The organism is Nonomuraea cypriaca, from assembly GCF_015645445.1.
In the GTDB taxonomy this organism is placed as follows: domain Bacteria; phylum Actinomycetota; class Actinomycetes; order Streptosporangiales; family Streptosporangiaceae; genus Nonomuraea; species Nonomuraea cypriaca.
The window spans coordinates 1-14,898 of record NZ_JADOGI010000116.1; the positions used below are offsets into that span (position 1 = coordinate 1).

Sequence of the window (14,898 nt, forward strand, 5' to 3'; positions counted from 1 at the left end):
GATCCGCGGCTGTCACCGCGCCTGCGTATTCCTGAGGCTGGGGCATGACGATACGGTCACACACCCCAGCCATCTCACGCTGAGAAACCGGACGATCGCTGAACGCGATCTAGGCATGTAGTACTAGACGACGGTGACGCCAGGCCGTCCGGCCGCCCGCCGGCGGGCGCGGTCGACCATGCCCGCCGACAGGTCAATGCCGACGAGTTCGCGGCCGGGGAAGTGCGCGAGGAGCGCATCGAGTTCGGGGAAGGTTCCGCAGCAGGGCACCAGGATCGGGCCGGGGGGAAGCGGGCCGGCCGCGATGGCCCGCACCGCGCCGGAGACCCAGGGGGCGAAGCGGGGAACGAAGTACGCGTCATAACCATCCGCCGCCTCATCCCAGTGATTCACGGGTTCCTCCTCAGCCCGGCGCCATGCCGTACGACATCACTACGAACCACTTTCGCCCCCATGGACATCGCGGCCGCCACGGGCGGCGGAGATGAGGCGGACGGCCTGCCGGACGACCTCCGCCTGGGCGGGGGCGAGCTCGTCGAGGAACGGCTCGACCGCCCCGGCGTCCCATGCCGGTTCCGCCGCGTCCGGCTCGGCAGGCGGCAGCAGGTGGCGCAGGCTGTAGTCGGCGATCGAGGCGGCCAGGGGAGCGACCCTGGGGTCGCCGGGATCGGCCGTGGCCAGTTCGTCGATCCTGCGGTAGAAGTCGTGCCCGCGGCCGGCGAGCTCGGGGTCGGCGGCCAGCCCGCCGAGCATCGCGAACGTACGCTCCTGAGCCGCCTCGCCCAGGCCGTCCACCAGCACCATCAGCTCGCGGTCCCAGGTCGCCGCCTTCGACTCTGGCAGGCCGACCACCTGCAGGAAGGCCAGCAGGTCGGGCGAGGTGGTGTCGTCCGGGCCCAGCGTGCCGTCCTCGGCCCTGCGCAGCACCTCGGCCAGGCGCGCCCGCCTGACCTTGATCTCCTGCTCCTGCCTGGCGAGGTCGGCGTCGATCTCGGCGAGGATCTCCGGCAACTCCCTGGACCGGTCATCGGCGATCACGTCTCGGGCCTCGTCCAGGCTCAGCCCGAGACCGACGAGGCGGCGTACGCGGCCCAGGGCGATGGCGTCGCGCATGCCGTACTCGCGGTAGCCGTTGGCCAGGCGGGGCGGCTCAGGCAGGACACCCTGGTGGTGGTAGTAGCGCACCGTCCTGGTGGAAACGCCGAGCAGGGCGGCGAGCTCTCCGATTCGCATGCCCTCAGTAAAGACATTGACGTCACGTCAAGGTCAAGGGGGCCCCGTCATGGGCGGAGGGCCTTGAGTGTGAGGTCCACCAGGGCGTCGGCGTATTCGGCGGTCAGGGGGCCGGAGCGGTGCAGCCAGCGCTGGTAGAGGGGGGCGTACAGCACCTCAAGCGCCAAGTCGAGGTCGGCGTCGGCGGCGATCTGGCCGGCCCGCTGAGCGCTGCGCAGGCGGGCCTTCTTGGCCTCGTCGACCGGATCGCCGAGCTTCTCGCGATACTGCGCGGCGAGAGCGGGATCGTTGATGATCTCGGTGTTGAGCGCCCTGATCGGCGCCTCGAACACCGGATCGGCGAACTCGGCCACCGTCGCCCGCATGACGACCTTGAGATCGGCTTCGATGTCGCCCGTGTCGGGCAGGGCCATGCTCCGATCCTGGCCAGACTCGCTGAGCGCGAGGAAGGAGTCGAACACCACGGCGCCCTTGGACGGCCACCACCGGTAGATCGTCTGCTTGCCCACGCCGGCCCGCGCGGCGATGGCCTCGATCGTCAGCCTGGCGTAGCCGACCTCGGAGATCAGCTCGCGGGCGGCTTCCAGGATGGCCTGTCGTGACCGCTCGCTGCGGCGGGCGGGGTCGGGCTGCTTGGGCATGCGGGGATTGTACCAGGCTTACGAGACGAGACGGCTCGTCTTGACATGCGGGGCTTGCGAGACGTATCGTCTCGTCTCGTCTCGTCTCGTTCAGGATCGTCCAAGAAGGGGGAGCCGCCATGGCTAGGGTGTGGTTCATCACGGGTGCGTCCCGGGGGCTCGGCAGGGCGTTCGCGGAGGCGGCGCTGGGTGCGGGGGATCGGGTGGTGGCCGCCGCGCGTGACGTCTCACCGCTGGAGGACCTGGTCCAGAAATATCCGGACAATCTCGTACGGCTGCCGCTCGACGTGTCGGACCGAGCCGCCGTACACGCGGTCGTCGACCGCGCGGTGGCGGCCTTCGGCCGGCTCGACATCGTCGTCAACAACGCCGGCGTGCTGCTGCTCGGCATGGTGGAGGAGGCCACGGAGGAGCAGATCCGCGCCCATTTCGATGTGAACCTCTTCGGCGCGATCTGGGTCGCCCAGGCCGTCGTCCCGCATCTGCGCGCGCAGGGCTCGGGCCACATCCTGCAGGTCACGTCGATGGGCTCGGGCGGCGGCTACGCCTCGGTCGGCTTCTACGGGGCCGGCAAGGCGGCGCTCGACTCGGTCAGCGAGGCGCTGGCGATGGAGGTCGAGTCGTTCGGCGTCAAGGTCACCATCCTCCAGATGGGCGGCTACGACACCGGCCTGTTCACGCGGGGCACCACCGCGACGCGGCCGGACCCGATCTACGACCCGCTGCGGGCCAGGCTGGCCGAGATATGGGGCGAGGACGCGGGGCCCGCCCCGAGCACGGCCGCGCCCGTCATCATGGAACTGGTCGATCTGCCCGACCCGCCCCGGCGGCTGATCGTCGGCAGTTCCTCCTACGACCTGGTCCAGGAGATGGCCGAGGCCCGCCACGCCGAATACCGCGCCTGGGAGGGGCTGAGCCGCAAGGCGCCGGGCTGAACCGGCGTCGTAGAATTAAATGAGTGGCGATCCCGGAAAGCCCCCGGTTACCGTTGACCACGTCGAAAGGGCGGATCTCCGCCCCGCCGCAACGAACGAGGAAAGGCCAGTCATGCGCTTCGCAGCCGCCGCACCAGAGCAGGAAGAGCGTCTTTATCACCGACCTGCGGTGTATGCCTGCGTGCTGTTCGGGCGGGCTCCGGGATGATCCTCGACGAGGACTGTTCTGAGGCCGCCAGGTGACGCACCCGGCGGCCTTTTCTTTTGCTCTTTGACAACTCCACAGGGGAACACCTCACGGGCTGATGGTGAAAAGGCATCACACCTGCCTTGCAAGCAGGAGTTCAGGTTTCGAGATCCTGTCGGTCCACGCGGCGGAGGCCGTATCCGGCCTCTTCGAGCGTCCGTAGCCCAATGGGAGAGGCACCGGCCTAAGGAGCCGGACGGTGCGGGTTCGGATCCCGCCGGACGTACGGCCTCGCACGAGGTTCCGGCCCCGTTGGTCCAGCGGTCAGGACGCCCGGCTTTCACCCGGGAAATCGCCGGTTCGAGTCCGGTACGGGGTACGACCGTCATTTCCAAGCCCTATAGCTCAATGGGATAGAGCGCCGGCCTACGAAGCCGGGTCTGTTGCAGGTTCGAGTCCTGCTGGGGCTGCTCGATTATTCGCACGGCCTGTAGCTCAGGTGGTCAGAGCGCCGGTCTTACAAACCGGGCGGCGCAGGTTCGAATCCTGCCGGGCCGACGATTTTCACGCCTGCGCGAGCTGGGCATGTGGCGAGCCCACCTGGCTGTAAACCGGACGCTTCGGCTGTGGCGGTTCGACTCCGTCCTCGCGCACTCACCGTCCCGACATCAATGGGGGCCGGGACGGCCTGGCGCGGTTCGCCGGTTGCGGAGACAGGCCTGCAAAGCCTGGCCGAGCGAGTTCGACTCTCGCCCGCGTCTCGAAATCCAGGTGTTCCTCTGTGGGGTCGTACCGGCTTGACAGATTTCGCGGCGGGGACGTGTAATGGCGGTCGCGTCGCGTGACGCCGCCCGGAGGACGGCGGCGGCATGGAGGCGCCGAACCAAGGGGATGACGCCGTGACCACATACATCGGTCGTGCCTGAGCACCTGACCCCCGCGCGTCGTCCCATGCCCTCGGCGGTGTAGCAAACCCGTTCGCCTCGGCATGCCGTGCGGGTTTCCCATGCCATTTTTCCCGCCAGGAGTGAACACCAGCATGCCCATGGACTTCAACCAGCAGATCACCGAACGCTTCCGCGCCAACCGGGGGCAGGTCGGCGCCCCCTTCGAGGCCGCCAGGCTGCTCCTTCTGACCACCACCGGGGCCAGAACGGGCGCCTCCCACACGACGCCGCTCGGCTACCTGCCCGACGGCGACCGCATCCTGATCATCGCCTCGGCCGGAGGCGCCCCCAGGCACCCGGCCTGGTACCACAACCTGCTCGCCAACCCGCAGGTCACCGTCGAGGACGGCGTCTTCACCTATCAGGCCAAGGCGATCGTCCTGGAGGGTGCGGAGCGCGAGCGCATGTTCGCCCGCGCCGTCGAGTCCGACCCCGGATGGGGCGACTACCAGAGCAGGTCGGGCCGCGTCCTGCCGGTCGTGGCGCTCCTCCCGATCGACGCGGGCCCGCCCGCCGGCCCGATGGGCGACGCGCTGAAGAACCTGCACGACGCCTTCCGCAGGGAGCTGGCCCTGATCCGCACGGAGGTCACCGCCTCGGGTCCGCGTCTGGCCGCGCAGCTGCGGGTCAACTGCCTGACCATGTGCCAGGGCCTGCACGTGCACCATTCCAACGAGGACGCGTACATGTTCCCCGCGCTGGAGGGCCGCTACCCGGAGCTCGCCTCCGCCATGGAACGCCTGCGCGCCGAGCACGTGGCCATCCAGCGACTGCTCGAACGGCTCCAGGCCCTCCTGGCCGGCGACGACGTCGCTCCGGAGACGCTCGCGGCCGAGGTCGACCGGCTCACCCGCGAGCTCGAGACCCACCTGGACTACGAGGAGGAGCAGCTCATCCCGCTGCTGAACTGACCCGCGCCAAACTGTCGGTGCCCACGGGCATGATGCGGCCATGAACGAAGCACCCCCCATCACGACCCTGGCCGGCTCCACGGCCTACGCCGATGCCGTCCGGCTGGCGGTCGACTCCGCCGCGGCCTACTACGCCGACGGCACCTCCACGCTCGACGACGACGCCTACGACCGGCTGGTCCGCGGCATCGCCGCCTACGAGGCGGCCCATCCGGGTGAGGTGCTGCCGGCTTCGCCGACGGGCAAGGTGGCCGGCGGGGCCGTGGTGGGCGACGTGCCGCACACGGTGCCGATGCTCAGCCTCGACAACGTCTTCGGCGACGAGCAGCTCGCCGACTGGGCGGCCGCGCTGGAGCGCAGGATCGGCCGCCCGGTCACGGCCTGGAGCGTGGAGCCCAAGCTCGACGGGCTGGCGATCTCGGCCCGCTACCGCCACGGCCGCCTGGCCCAGCTCGTCACACGCGGCGACGGCACGGCGGGAGAGGACGTCTCCCACGCCATCGGCACCATCGCCGGCCTGCCCGACCGGCTGGCCGGCCCGGTCACGGTGGAGCTGCGCGGCGAGGTCATGATGACCGCCTCGCAGTTCGAGGACGCCTGCGCCAAGCGCCAGGCGCACGACGGGACCACGTTCGCCAACCCGCGCAGCGCGGCGGCGGGCACGTTACGCGCGCAGGATCGGCCCTACGTCTGCGAGCTGACGTTCTTCGGCTACGGCGTGGTCCCCTCGCCCGAGGACACCTCCGAGCTGGCCGAGCGCCTGCGGGAGCTGCCGCACAGCGAGATCATGGACTGGGTCGCCGCGCAAGGCGTGCGGACCACCGCCGCCACGCCCGTCGCCGGCATCGTCGCCGAGACCCTCGACCGGGTGCGGGAGCGGGTCGGGGAGATCGCCGCGGTCCGTGCCGACCTGCCGTTCGGCATCGACGGCATCGTGATCAAGTGCGACCTGGCCTCCGATCAGGCCGAGGCCGGGTTCAGCTCCCGTGCGCCCCGATGGGCCGTGGCGTACAAGCTGCCACCCGTCGAGAAGGTCACCCGTCTGCTCGCCGTGGAGTGGAACACCGGCCGCACCGGGGTGATCGCGCCGCGCGCCGTGCTGGAGCCGGTCGAGCTGGACGGCAGCACCGTCACCTACGCCACCCTGCACAACGTCGCCGACATCACCCGCCGGGGGCTGATGCTCGGTGACAGCGTGACCGTCTACAAGGCGGGCGACGTGATCCCCAGGGTGGCGGCACCGGTCGTCCACCTGCGCACCGGCGACGAGAAGCCGATCGAGATCCCGCGGGTCTGCCCGTCCTGCGGCGACGCGATCGACACCTCGCAGGAGCGCTGGCGGTGCGTGCGGGGCCGCGCCTGCCGCGCGATCGCGTCCATCACGTACGCGGTCGGCCGTGACCAGCTCGACATCGAAGGTCTGGCCGAGAACCGGATCAAGCAGTTGCTCGACGCGGGGCTGATCATCGACTTCGCCGACCTCTTCTTCCTGACCCGCGAGCAGTTGCTGGGGCTGGAGCGGATGGGCGAGACCAGCACCGACAATCTGCTCGCGGCGCTCGAGCAGGCCAAGTCCAGGCCGCTCAGCAGGGTGTTCGCGGCGCTCGGGGTGCGCGGCACCGGCCGGTCGATGAGCCGGCGCATCGCCCGCCACTTCGCCACGATGGACGCCATCCGGGCGGCAGACGCCGAGGCGATCCAGCAGGTGGAGGGCATGGGGCCGGAGAAGGCGCCGGTCGTGGTGTCCGAGCTGATCGAGGTGGCCCTGCTCATCGACAAGCTGGTCAAGGCCGGGGTCAACATGACCGAGCCCGGCGCCGCCTCACCCACGGAGGAGGCGCCGGCCGAGGAGGCCGAGCTGCCGCTGGCCTCGATGTCGGTGGTGGTCACCGGCGCGATGACCGGGCCGCTGGCGCAGCTGTCGCGCAACGAGGTCAACGAGTTGATCGAACGAGCGGGTGGCAAGGCGTCCTCCAGCGTGTCGGCCAAGACCTCGCTGCTGGTGGCGGGGGAGAAGGCCGGCTCCAAGCGGGCCAAGGCCGAGAGCCTGGGCGTGCGGATCATCACCCCGGAGGAGTTCGCCACCCAGGTCGTCGACTTCCTCCCCCAGGGCATCGCGACCGCCGTGACGCCCTTGTAGGCGCCGGACGGTGGCCCGCGAGTGCGGTCGGTCCTCATCGTGGATCACAGCCGGTTGGCCGGGGTCGGCCGCGCAGGTTCACCCAGTTGGAGCGGGCGGTCGAAGGGATCAGCCGGCGCATGCTGACGTGAGCTCTGCTGAGCCCACAATACTGAAGTGCACTGCAATTTTGCAGTAGGCTACAGATTATGACCGAAGGGCTGCGGGAGCGGAAGAAGCGGCAGACCCGCCGGCGCATCTCCGAGGTGGCCATCGGCCTGTTCGTGGAGCGCGGGTTCGAGCGGGTCACGATCGCCGAGGTCGCGGCGGCCGCCGAGGTGTCGGTGAACACCGTCTACAACTACTTCGAGGCCAAGGAGGACCTGGTCCTGCCGCCCGAGGAGGCCTCGCCGCAGCGGCTGGCCGGCATGGTGCGCGACCGGCCGCCGGGCCAGTCGGCGGCGGGCGCGGTGCTGGCGCGGTTGCGCGAGGAGGTGCGCGGGCGGGAGCGCCGGGTGGGGCTGAGCGCGGGGTTCGGGCGCGTGCTGGAGATGATGATGGCCGCTCCCACGCTCACCGCGCGACTGGAGGGGCTCGGCCACCAGATGACCGACGCGCTGGCCGCCGTACTGGCCGAGGAGACCGGGGCCGCCGAGGGCGACCCGCTGCCGCGGGTGGTGGCCTGGCACATCGGGTCCCTGCACGCGCTGGTCCTGGCCGAGATCGCCCGCCGCACGGCGTCGGGTGAGCGCCCCGACGCGATCGCCGAGGCCGTGCTGGAACTGCTGGACGTCGTGGAAAGCCTGCTGGGCGAGCGCGTCCTCACCTATGCCGTACGAAAGGATTGACCGTTGTTCAGGGTGACGATCAGGGGCAAGTTCAAGGGGCTGGACGCGGCCGGGCGGGCCGCCGTGCTGGCGGCGGGGGGCACCGCCTTCACCGAGGCCGGGACGTTCACCCACGACCAGAGCGTGTCGGCGTTCACGTTCCGCTGCGAGGTGCCCGCCGGGCCTGACGACGGGGAGGACGAGGCCGGCCTGGAGGCGATGGCCGCGCTGGAGGCCCACGGGCACGCGTACGAGATCCTGAAGATCGCAGTGACGGACATGCGGGAAATCAAGATCCGGAGAAAACTTCCCAAATCCGGCTGAACCGCGGCATGAGGCTGGCCGCGCCGAACTTCCGGTCGTTGAAAGTCAGTACCGGGGCCCCGGCACCTCGGCCCTTGCCGGCCTGCGGCGTCGACCGCAGGCCGGTTGGGCGGTGATCACCACGCGACGGGGCCGAGGCGATCGATGAAGGTCCCGGTCGGCCCATCGGCGTCGATCATCGCGAGTTTCACGATCGAGTCGGTGCCCTCGGTGACGGTCAGCTCGCCGGTGTGATTGTTGATGTCGGTGGCGGCGAATTTGCGATTGGCGACTTCTCCGGGAGTGGCGACATTGAACTTGATCTTCGGGAGCGCCTGGGCGTACCGGACGGTGATCATGTTCAGCGCCGCTTTCGAGGAGCTGTGGGCGAGCTCGTGGAACTTCGAGAAGGGCTGCTCTGGATCGGTCACGACCGTGAAGGAACCGCCACCGCTGGACACCATCACCACCCGCGGATGATCCGCCGCCTGCAGCAGGGGTAGGAACGCATGCGTGACCCTGATCGGCCCGTACACGTTGGTGTCGTAGACGGAATGAATTTCGTCGGCCGTCGCGTCCGCGGGCGCCATACCCCTTCCTGGCGCGCCGGCGTTGTTGATCAGCACATCGAGCCGGTCGGTGTGCTTCCTTACGAGCCGTACGGCGTCGGTCACCGACTCGTCCGAGGTCACGTCCAGCGGGACCATGACCACGTTCGCGCCACCCTCAGCCAGCATGCCGGCGGCTGCCCGTCCTCGACCTTCGTCACGCGAGCCGAGAAAGATCGTCCAGCCCTGTTCGCCGAGCCGCCGGGCCGCCTCAAGACCGAGTCCCTTGTTGCCACCGGTGATCAGCACCGAGGTCTTTTCCGAGTTCGTCATGCCCTCAAAGACGATTTGCCGCACTCGGCTGTGACACGTGTGACCGACCTCACCACCGGGAGTCCGTTGCGGGCCGGTGGCTGGTACCGACCACTTTCCATGGTTGCGATGTCACGAATCGGCCGGCCTTCTCGTCTCGTGTATGGGATCTGGGACCTGCGCCACCCATCGTGGTGTCAGGGCTTCAAGGATGGGCTGGGATGACGCGAGACAAGGAATTCGAGGAACTGCGACCGCTGTTGTTCTCGATCTCTTACCGGATCTTGGGCAGCGTGGCCGAGGCCGAGGACGCCGTCCAGGAGGCCTGGCTGCGCTACGCGGCGACCTCGACGCAACCGCGATCCACCAAGGCCTTCCTCTCGGCGACGGTCACCAGGATCTCGATCGACGTGCTGCGCTCCGCCCGGGTTCGCCGGGAGGAGTACGTCGGGCCGTGGTTCCCCGAACCGCTGCTCACCGACCCCTACCAGGACCCGGAACGCTCCGCGGAACTGGCCGACTCGGTGTCGATGGCGGCGCTACTGCTGCTGGAGCGGCTCAGCCCGCTCGAACGCGCCGTCTTCGTGCTCCGGGAGGTGTTCAGGTTCGACTTCGCGGACGTCGCCTCGGCGGTGGGCCGCTCGGAGGCGGCATGCCGCCAGCTCGCGTCACGGGCACGCCGCCACATGCAGGATGGCCGGCCCCGGTTCGTGACCGACCGGGGAAAGCACGCCGAACTCGCCGAGCGATTCTTCGACGCCCTCAGGAAAGGGGACGTCGACGGGCTGCGCGAGCTCCTCGCCGCCGACGCTCAGTTGGTCAGCGACGGCGGCGGCAAGATCGGGGGCAAGGGTCGCGTCCACGGCATCGAGAAGGTCGTCCGGGTGCTGGCCGCCGCCGTGCCTCCGCTCTCCCAGATCGGAGGCGTGCTTGAAGCACACGAGGTGAACGGTCAGCCGGGCGCGATCCTCCGCGACCGCGATGGCAGGATCATCAACACCTGGACGCTCGACATCCTCGACGGACGCATCCAGACCATCCGCTCGGTGATCAATCCGGACAAGCTCGGGCACCTGGGCCCCGTCGCAGACGCCCGCGCGGTCATCCGCGAAAAGAACCAGGCCCGCCGGCGACCGACATGACACGCAGAGCCGCGATCAACGCCAAAGACCAAGGCCCGGCACCCCTCGGTGACCGGCGTCTACCTGGTGCTCGCCACGGCGTGACCGCCGTGACGCCGGCGTGCGCAGGCGCGGGTCAGATGCTCCCTGGTGACGCCGGGGCGGTCCCCGGCTTGGTCGCCTGCACGATGGCCGAGTGCAGGCCGCCGCCGGCGTCGGTGGTGGGCATGATGTGGATGCCGGTGAAGCCGACCGTCCGCAGCAGCTGCTCGTACTCGCCGGCGGTCAGGGTGCCATTGGCGCAGCCGACGCGCTGCTCGGCGGCTGCGCGGGCGGCCGGGTCCAGGCCGTCGTCGGCGATGACGTCGCTGATACCCACGCGTCCGCCGCGCCTCAGGACGCGGAATGCCTCGGCCAGCACGGCGGTTTTGTCGGTGGAGAGGTTGATGACGCAGTTGGAGATGACGATGTCGACGGCGGCCGCGGGCAGCGGGATGGCCTCGATGTGGCCGTGCAGGAACTCCACGTTGCTCGCTCCGGCTTGCGCGGCGTTGGCGCGGGCCAGGGCGAGCATGTCGTGGCTGCCGTCCAGGCCGTAGGCGTGGCCGGTGGGACCGACGCGGCGAGCCGACAGCAGCACGTCCATGCCGCCGCCGGAGCCGAGGTCCAGGACCGTCTCGCCGGGGCGTAGGTCGGCGACGGCGAGCGGGTTGCCGCAGCCGAGACTGGCGCGCGACGCGGCCTCCGGCACGGTGGGGGTGTCGCCTTCGGTGTAGGCGGCGGCGCCGAAACAGCCGTCGGTGAGGGCATTGGCCTCGCAGTCCAGCGGGGTGCCGCCGGCGGCGGCAACCTGGGCCAGGTGTGAGTAGCGCCGGACAGTGGCCTCCCGGGTGGCGGCAGGGCCAGCGGGCTCGCTCATCGGGGATCTCCTGACGGGGGTGTGCAGGTCGGCGGGGTGGGGGCCGGGCGGCCCATGACGAGGTCGGCGGCGCTGGGGAAGCGCTCCACGCAGGCGGCGTTGATCCGGTAGAAGGCCGAGGTGCCGACCCGGTCGACCAGCACGAACCGCACCTCGGACAGGACCTTGAGGTGGGCCGAGACGGTGGACTGGCCTACCTCGACGGCCTCGACGATCTCACCGACGCTCATCGGCGCGCCGCGGCGGGCCAGCAGCGAGACGATCTGCACGCGGGTGGCGTCGGCCAGGGCCTTGAACCAGGAGGCGTACTCGGCGGCGGTGGGCCGGTCGAGCGGCCCTTTCTCCCCATTCATCGTTTATCGACGATAGACGATGAATGATGGCCGGGGAAGGGCCTCAGCCGATGCGATGGAGACCGCGATGGGGTTGCCTGGGGCTGAGAGCGGGCTTCAGGTGATGACGGGGCTGCGGCGTTCGACCACGACGTCGCGCCAGCTGCCGTGATGGCGGCCGATGCGCTCGCGTACGCCGATCGTCCGGAACCCGGCGCGGGTGTGCAGGGCCAGGCTGGCGGTGTTCTCGGGGAAGATTCCGGACTGGATGGTCCAGACGCCGGCCGCTTCGGTGGAGGCGATCAGGGCGCGGAGCAGGGCGAGGCCGCCGCCGCGGCGGCGGGCCGCGGGGTGCACGTAGACCGAATGCTCGACCACCCCGGCGTACGCGCTGCGCGCCGAGACGGCCGATGCGGCGATCCAGCCGAGCACCCGGCCGGATGCGCCATCGAGGGGACCGAGGGCGACCTGCCGGTGGCCGGGCAGCCTGGCCGCGTCGAACTGCGGCCAGGCGGGGGCGGTGGTCTCGAAGGTGGCCTGGCCTTCGTCGATACCCCACTGGTAGATGGCCAGTACCTGGTCGGCGTGCTCGTCGCGCATGGGCTGGATCAGCGACTCGCGGGGGTTCACGGTGAGGCTCACCTGCTCACTCCGTCCGCGGGAGCGGCGGTGAGGTCGGCGATCAGTGCGCGTACACGGGCCTCGATCGCGTTTCTGATCGGCCGCACGGCTTCGACGCCGCGCCCGGCCGGGTCGTCCAGCACCCAGTCCTCGTAGCGTTTGCCGGGGAAGATGGGGCATGCGTCACCGCAGCCCATGGTGATGACCACGTCGCCGGCCTGGACGGCGTCGGCGGTGAGCACCTTGGGGATCTCGCCCGTGATGTCGATGCCGACCTCGGCCATCGCCTCCACGACAGCCGGGTTCACCTGATCGGCGGGTGCGGATCCGGCTGAGCGCACGCGGACGCGGTCGCCTGCCAGGTGGGTGAGGAAGGCGGCGGCCATCTGGGAGCGGCCGGCGTTGTGCACGCACACGAACAACACCTGCGGCATGTCGGGCTGGTCGGACACCGTTCCTCCTATCGAGGCAGGTCAGCGGCGGATGTCTGGCGTACGAGCTCAGGAGCGGCCCCCGCCCCGAGCTGCGCGGCGTTCGGGTAGAGCACGGCCAGCAGCAGACCGCCGAGCGCGCCACCGGCCACCTGGGCGGCGACGAAGCCGGGCACCGAGGCGGGCGCGATCCCGGCGAAGGTGTCGGTGACGGCCCGACCGAGCGTGACCGCGGGGTTGGCGAAGCTCGTACTGGAGGTGAACCAGTACGCGGCGCCGATGTAGCCGCCGACCGCCACCGGCGCCGGCGCTGCCCGGCCTTGCCGAGCCAACGCGAAGACCACCACGATGAGTCCGGCGGTGGCCACCACCTCACCCAGCAGCAGATGCGGCGCCGACCGGTCCCGGGACGAAACCTGGACGATCGGCAGCGCGAACATCGCGTTCGCCAGCACCGCTCCCGCGATGGCACCGGCGGCCTGCGCGGGCAGGTAGGCGGCCAGATCGCGGCCGCGCATCGCGGGGACCGCATCGCGGCGGGCCAGCAGCCAGGCCACCAGGGAGACGACCGGGTTGAAGTGGGCGCCGGACACGGGCGCGAAGACCATGATGAGCACGGCCAGGCCCGCCGCGGTGGCCAGGCTGTTGGCCAGCAGTTGCACGCCGACGTCACGCGACAGGTCGGCCGCCATGATGCCGGAGCCCACCACCACGGCCACCAGAGCGGCGGTGCCGGCGAACTCGGCCAGCGCCCGGCGAGCCACGCTCACCGGGCGTCCCCGGTGAGCGTCTCGGGCACGGCGAGGACGCCGGTCAGGCGCTTGAGCGTGGCCGGGACGATCCAGTAGTAGACCCAGGTGCCACGCCGCTGGCTGTCGATCAGCCCGGCCTCGCGCAGCACCTTCAAGTGGTGCGAGATCGTCGGCGCGGTCACCGCGAACGCGCCGGTCAGCTCGCACACGCACACCCCGTCGCCGGGCACGCGCCCGCCCTCGTGCGCGCCGATCAGCGACAGCAGCCGCAGTCGGATCGGGTCGCCCAGCGCCTTGAAGACCCGCGCCAACTCGGCGGCCTCGTCCTCACCAACCGGCTCGGCGACCAGCGGTGCGCAGCATCCGGAGGTGAGCACCGGCAGCTCCTGCTTCGACATAACTCTAATTTGACAGATTCCTAAGCAGGAGTGCAAACTCGGAACTGCTTAGACATCCATCGAAGCAAAGGATCGTCATGTCACGCGTCCAGCTCGCCCTCCGCGTCGCCGACCTGGAGAGCTCGATCACCTTCTACTCCAAGCTGTTCGGCACCGAACCGGCCAAGCTGAGGCCCGGCTACGCCAACTTCGCCATCGCCGAGCCCCCGCTCAAGCTGGTGCTCATCGAGGGCGAGGAGGGTGAGGACACCCGCATGGACCACCTGGGGGTCGAGGTCGAGGACACCGCTCAGGTGACCGCCGCGACCCAGCGGCTCAAGGACGCCGGGCTTGCCACGTTCGAGGAGAACGACACCTCCTGCTGCTACGCCGTCCAGGACAAGGTGTGGGTGCACGGCCCGGGCGCCGAACCGTGGGAGGTGTACGTGGTCAAGGCCGACGCCGACACCCTGACCAAGCAGGCCGGCTCCGTCTGCTGCGCCACGGCGGGGGCGACGGGCGAAGCGACCGCGGAGCAGGACCTGGCCGAGGCCACCCAGGGCGCCGGGCAGGCCCGGACGTCGGCCTGCTGCTGAAGAGATCCCCGCCCTGCCGGCCCGTACGCGCCCGGCGACGGCGGTTTCCAACGCCCCGGTGCCGTCCAAATGCGTTTGTCCACCATTGCGGCACCGCACTACCTTGGCGATGCATGGATCTCTTCTCACTCTCTTGGACGGCGTTGCGCACGGCGGTCGCCGAACTCCCTGACGAGGCGTTCGCACAACCGTCCGGCTGTACCGGCTGGCTCGTACAGGACCTGGTGTGCCATCTGATCATCGACGCTCAGGATGTCCTGATCACCCTCGTGACCCCCGCGGAAACGGAGCCGACCCGCGACGCGGTGACCTACTGGGACGTCGCGGAAACGCCGCCGACCGGCGATGACCCGCTCGACGCGCTGACCGTCCGGCTGGCCGCCGCGTACGAGGAGCCTCGGCTGCTCAAGTTCCACTTCGACGACGTCGGCTCCGCCGCCGGCCGCGCCGCCGAACTCGCCGACCCGGGTCTCCGGGTCGGCACCCGCGACCAGGTCCTCACGGTGAGCGACTACCTCTCCGTGTACGTCATGGAGTGGACGCTCCACCACCTCGACCTGGTCGCGCACCTCCCGGACGCGGCGGAACCGCCTGCGGAGGGGCTCGCCCGGTCCCGCGAGATGCTGGAGAAGATCGCCGGGACCGCGTTCCCCGCGTCGTTCTCCGACAAGGACACGCTGCTGGTCGGCACCGGACGGCGGGCCCCGACCGACGCGGAGAAGGCCGGACTGGGCGAGTTGGCCGCGAAACTCCCGCTCGTCCTCGGCTGATCGTTTGGCGTCCCAA

18 protein-coding genes and 7 tRNA genes are annotated in these 14,898 nt (G+C 70.2%); 15 read left to right on the plus strand and 10 right to left on the minus strand.

The window, feature by feature from the left end; genetic code table 11:
* Window positions 1-123 precede the first annotated feature (123 nt).
* Genes ITP53_RS31845 through ITP53_RS31855 form a run of 3 tightly spaced genes read right to left on the minus strand, consistent with a single transcriptional unit; the run spans window position 124 to window position 1,874 of the window.
* Window positions 124-393, minus strand: a complete 270-nt coding sequence (locus ITP53_RS31845) for a class I SAM-dependent methyltransferase (protein ID WP_195899165.1) — start codon at window positions 391-393, stop codon at window positions 124-126.
* 39 nt (window positions 394-432) lie between these two features.
* On the minus strand, window positions 433-1,233 hold the full coding sequence (locus ITP53_RS31850) for a MerR family transcriptional regulator (RefSeq protein ID WP_195899166.1): 801 nt from the start codon (window positions 1,231-1,233) through the stop codon (window positions 433-435).
* 47 nt (window positions 1,234-1,280) lie between these two features.
* Window positions 1,281-1,874 carry a TetR/AcrR family transcriptional regulator gene (locus tag ITP53_RS31855; RefSeq protein WP_195899167.1) on the minus strand — a complete coding sequence of 198 codons (594 nt, stop codon included), beginning with the start codon at window positions 1,872-1,874 and terminating at the stop codon, window positions 1,281-1,283.
* 119 nt (window positions 1,875-1,993) lie between these two features.
* Between ITP53_RS31855 and ITP53_RS31860 the strand changes: the two genes are divergently transcribed.
* The 12 genes from ITP53_RS31860 to ITP53_RS31915 all read left to right on the plus strand — a co-directional run bounded on the left by ITP53_RS31860 (window position 1,994) and on the right by ITP53_RS31915 (window position 8,124).
* Complete coding sequence (locus ITP53_RS31860; RefSeq protein ID WP_195899168.1) at window positions 1,994-2,809, plus strand: SDR family NAD(P)-dependent oxidoreductase; 816 nt, start codon at window positions 1,994-1,996, stop codon at window positions 2,807-2,809.
* 299 nt (window positions 2,810-3,108) lie between these two features.
* Window positions 3,109-3,179: transfer RNA gene (locus tag ITP53_RS31865), tRNA-Ala, on the plus strand.
* Window positions 3,180-3,209: 30 nt separating this feature from the next.
* Window positions 3,210-3,282 (plus strand) — tRNA-Leu (locus ITP53_RS31870).
* Window positions 3,283-3,302: 20 nt separating this feature from the next.
* Window positions 3,303-3,375, plus strand: a tRNA-Glu gene (locus tag ITP53_RS31875).
* A 15-nt stretch (window positions 3,376-3,390) separates the two neighbouring features.
* Window positions 3,391-3,466 (plus strand) — tRNA-Arg (locus ITP53_RS31880).
* Between the two features lie 14 nt (window positions 3,467-3,480).
* Window positions 3,481-3,554 (plus strand) — tRNA-Val (locus tag ITP53_RS31885).
* A 14-nt stretch (window positions 3,555-3,568) separates the two neighbouring features.
* Window positions 3,569-3,649, plus strand: a tRNA-Tyr gene (locus tag ITP53_RS31890).
* A gap of 37 nt (window positions 3,650-3,686) precedes the next feature.
* Window positions 3,687-3,757: transfer RNA gene (locus tag ITP53_RS31895), tRNA-Cys, on the plus strand.
* Between the two features lie 278 nt (window positions 3,758-4,035).
* Window positions 4,036-4,854, plus strand: a complete 819-nt coding sequence (locus ITP53_RS31900; protein ID WP_195899169.1) for a nitroreductase/quinone reductase family protein — start codon at window positions 4,036-4,038, stop codon at window positions 4,852-4,854.
* 40 nt (window positions 4,855-4,894) lie between these two features.
* Window positions 4,895-6,994, plus strand: a complete 2,100-nt coding sequence (ligA, locus tag ITP53_RS31905; protein ID WP_195899170.1) for an NAD-dependent DNA ligase LigA — start codon at window positions 4,895-4,897, stop codon at window positions 6,992-6,994.
* Window positions 6,995-7,182: 188 nt separating this feature from the next.
* Window positions 7,183-7,821 (plus strand): TetR/AcrR family transcriptional regulator, encoded by a 639-nt coding sequence (locus ITP53_RS31910; RefSeq protein WP_195899171.1) that lies wholly within the window; start codon window positions 7,183-7,185, stop codon window positions 7,819-7,821.
* A 12-nt stretch (window positions 7,822-7,833) separates the two neighbouring features.
* Window positions 7,834-8,124 (plus strand): DUF6204 family protein, encoded by a 291-nt coding sequence (locus ITP53_RS31915; RefSeq protein WP_328816414.1) that lies wholly within the window; start codon window positions 7,834-7,836, stop codon window positions 8,122-8,124.
* Between the two features lie 116 nt (window positions 8,125-8,240).
* Here ITP53_RS31915 and ITP53_RS31920 read toward each other — a convergent pair whose 3' ends face one another.
* Window positions 8,241-8,984, minus strand: a complete 744-nt coding sequence (locus ITP53_RS31920; RefSeq protein ID WP_195899173.1) for an SDR family NAD(P)-dependent oxidoreductase — start codon at window positions 8,982-8,984, stop codon at window positions 8,241-8,243.
* Between the two features lie 200 nt (window positions 8,985-9,184).
* Between ITP53_RS31920 and ITP53_RS31925 the strand changes: the two genes are divergently transcribed.
* Window positions 9,185-10,105: an RNA polymerase sigma-70 factor gene (locus tag ITP53_RS31925; RefSeq protein WP_195899174.1), complete on the plus strand. Its 921-nt coding sequence runs from the start codon at window positions 9,185-9,187 to the stop codon at window positions 10,103-10,105.
* A 115-nt stretch (window positions 10,106-10,220) separates the two neighbouring features.
* On the opposite strand, the gene ITP53_RS31930 is transcribed toward ITP53_RS31925, so the two are convergent.
* The 6 genes from ITP53_RS31930 to ITP53_RS31955 form a co-directional block, all read right to left on the minus strand.
* A complete protein-coding gene (locus tag ITP53_RS31930; RefSeq protein ID WP_195899175.1) occupies window positions 10,221-11,003 on the minus strand; it encodes a methyltransferase domain-containing protein in 783 nt (260 codons plus the stop codon).
* Window positions 11,000-11,356, minus strand: a complete 357-nt coding sequence (locus ITP53_RS31935) for an ArsR/SmtB family transcription factor (RefSeq protein WP_195899176.1) — start codon at window positions 11,354-11,356, stop codon at window positions 11,000-11,002. The genes ITP53_RS31930 and ITP53_RS31935 overlap by 4 nt, the downstream gene beginning before the upstream one ends.
* Window positions 11,357-11,452: 96 nt before the next feature.
* A complete protein-coding gene (locus ITP53_RS31940; RefSeq protein WP_328816400.1) occupies window positions 11,453-11,977 on the minus strand; it encodes a GNAT family N-acetyltransferase in 525 nt (174 codons plus the stop codon).
* The gene (locus ITP53_RS31945) at window positions 11,974-12,390 is read right to left on the minus strand and encodes an arsenate reductase ArsC (protein ID WP_195899198.1); all 417 of its coding nucleotides are present in this window, start codon (window positions 12,388-12,390) and stop codon (window positions 11,974-11,976) included. The genes ITP53_RS31940 and ITP53_RS31945 overlap by 4 nt, the downstream gene beginning before the upstream one ends.
* Window positions 12,391-12,416: 26 nt before the next feature.
* Window positions 12,417-13,157 carry an aquaporin gene (locus tag ITP53_RS31950; protein WP_207756677.1) on the minus strand — a complete coding sequence of 247 codons (741 nt, stop codon included), beginning with the start codon at window positions 13,155-13,157 and terminating at the stop codon, window positions 12,417-12,419.
* Window positions 13,154-13,537: an ArsR/SmtB family transcription factor gene (locus ITP53_RS31955; protein WP_195899177.1), complete on the minus strand. Its 384-nt coding sequence runs from the start codon at window positions 13,535-13,537 to the stop codon at window positions 13,154-13,156. Before ITP53_RS31955 ends, ITP53_RS31950 begins: the two co-directional genes overlap by 4 nt.
* A gap of 77 nt (window positions 13,538-13,614) precedes the next feature.
* Between ITP53_RS31955 and ITP53_RS31960 the strand changes: the two genes are divergently transcribed.
* Window positions 13,615-14,112: an ArsI/CadI family heavy metal resistance metalloenzyme gene (locus tag ITP53_RS31960; RefSeq protein ID WP_195899178.1), complete on the plus strand. Its 498-nt coding sequence runs from the start codon at window positions 13,615-13,617 to the stop codon at window positions 14,110-14,112.
* A 113-nt stretch (window positions 14,113-14,225) separates the two neighbouring features.
* Complete coding sequence (locus tag ITP53_RS31965) at window positions 14,226-14,882, plus strand: maleylpyruvate isomerase N-terminal domain-containing protein (protein ID WP_195899179.1); 657 nt, start codon at window positions 14,226-14,228, stop codon at window positions 14,880-14,882.
* Window positions 14,883-14,898: the final 16 nt, after the last annotated feature.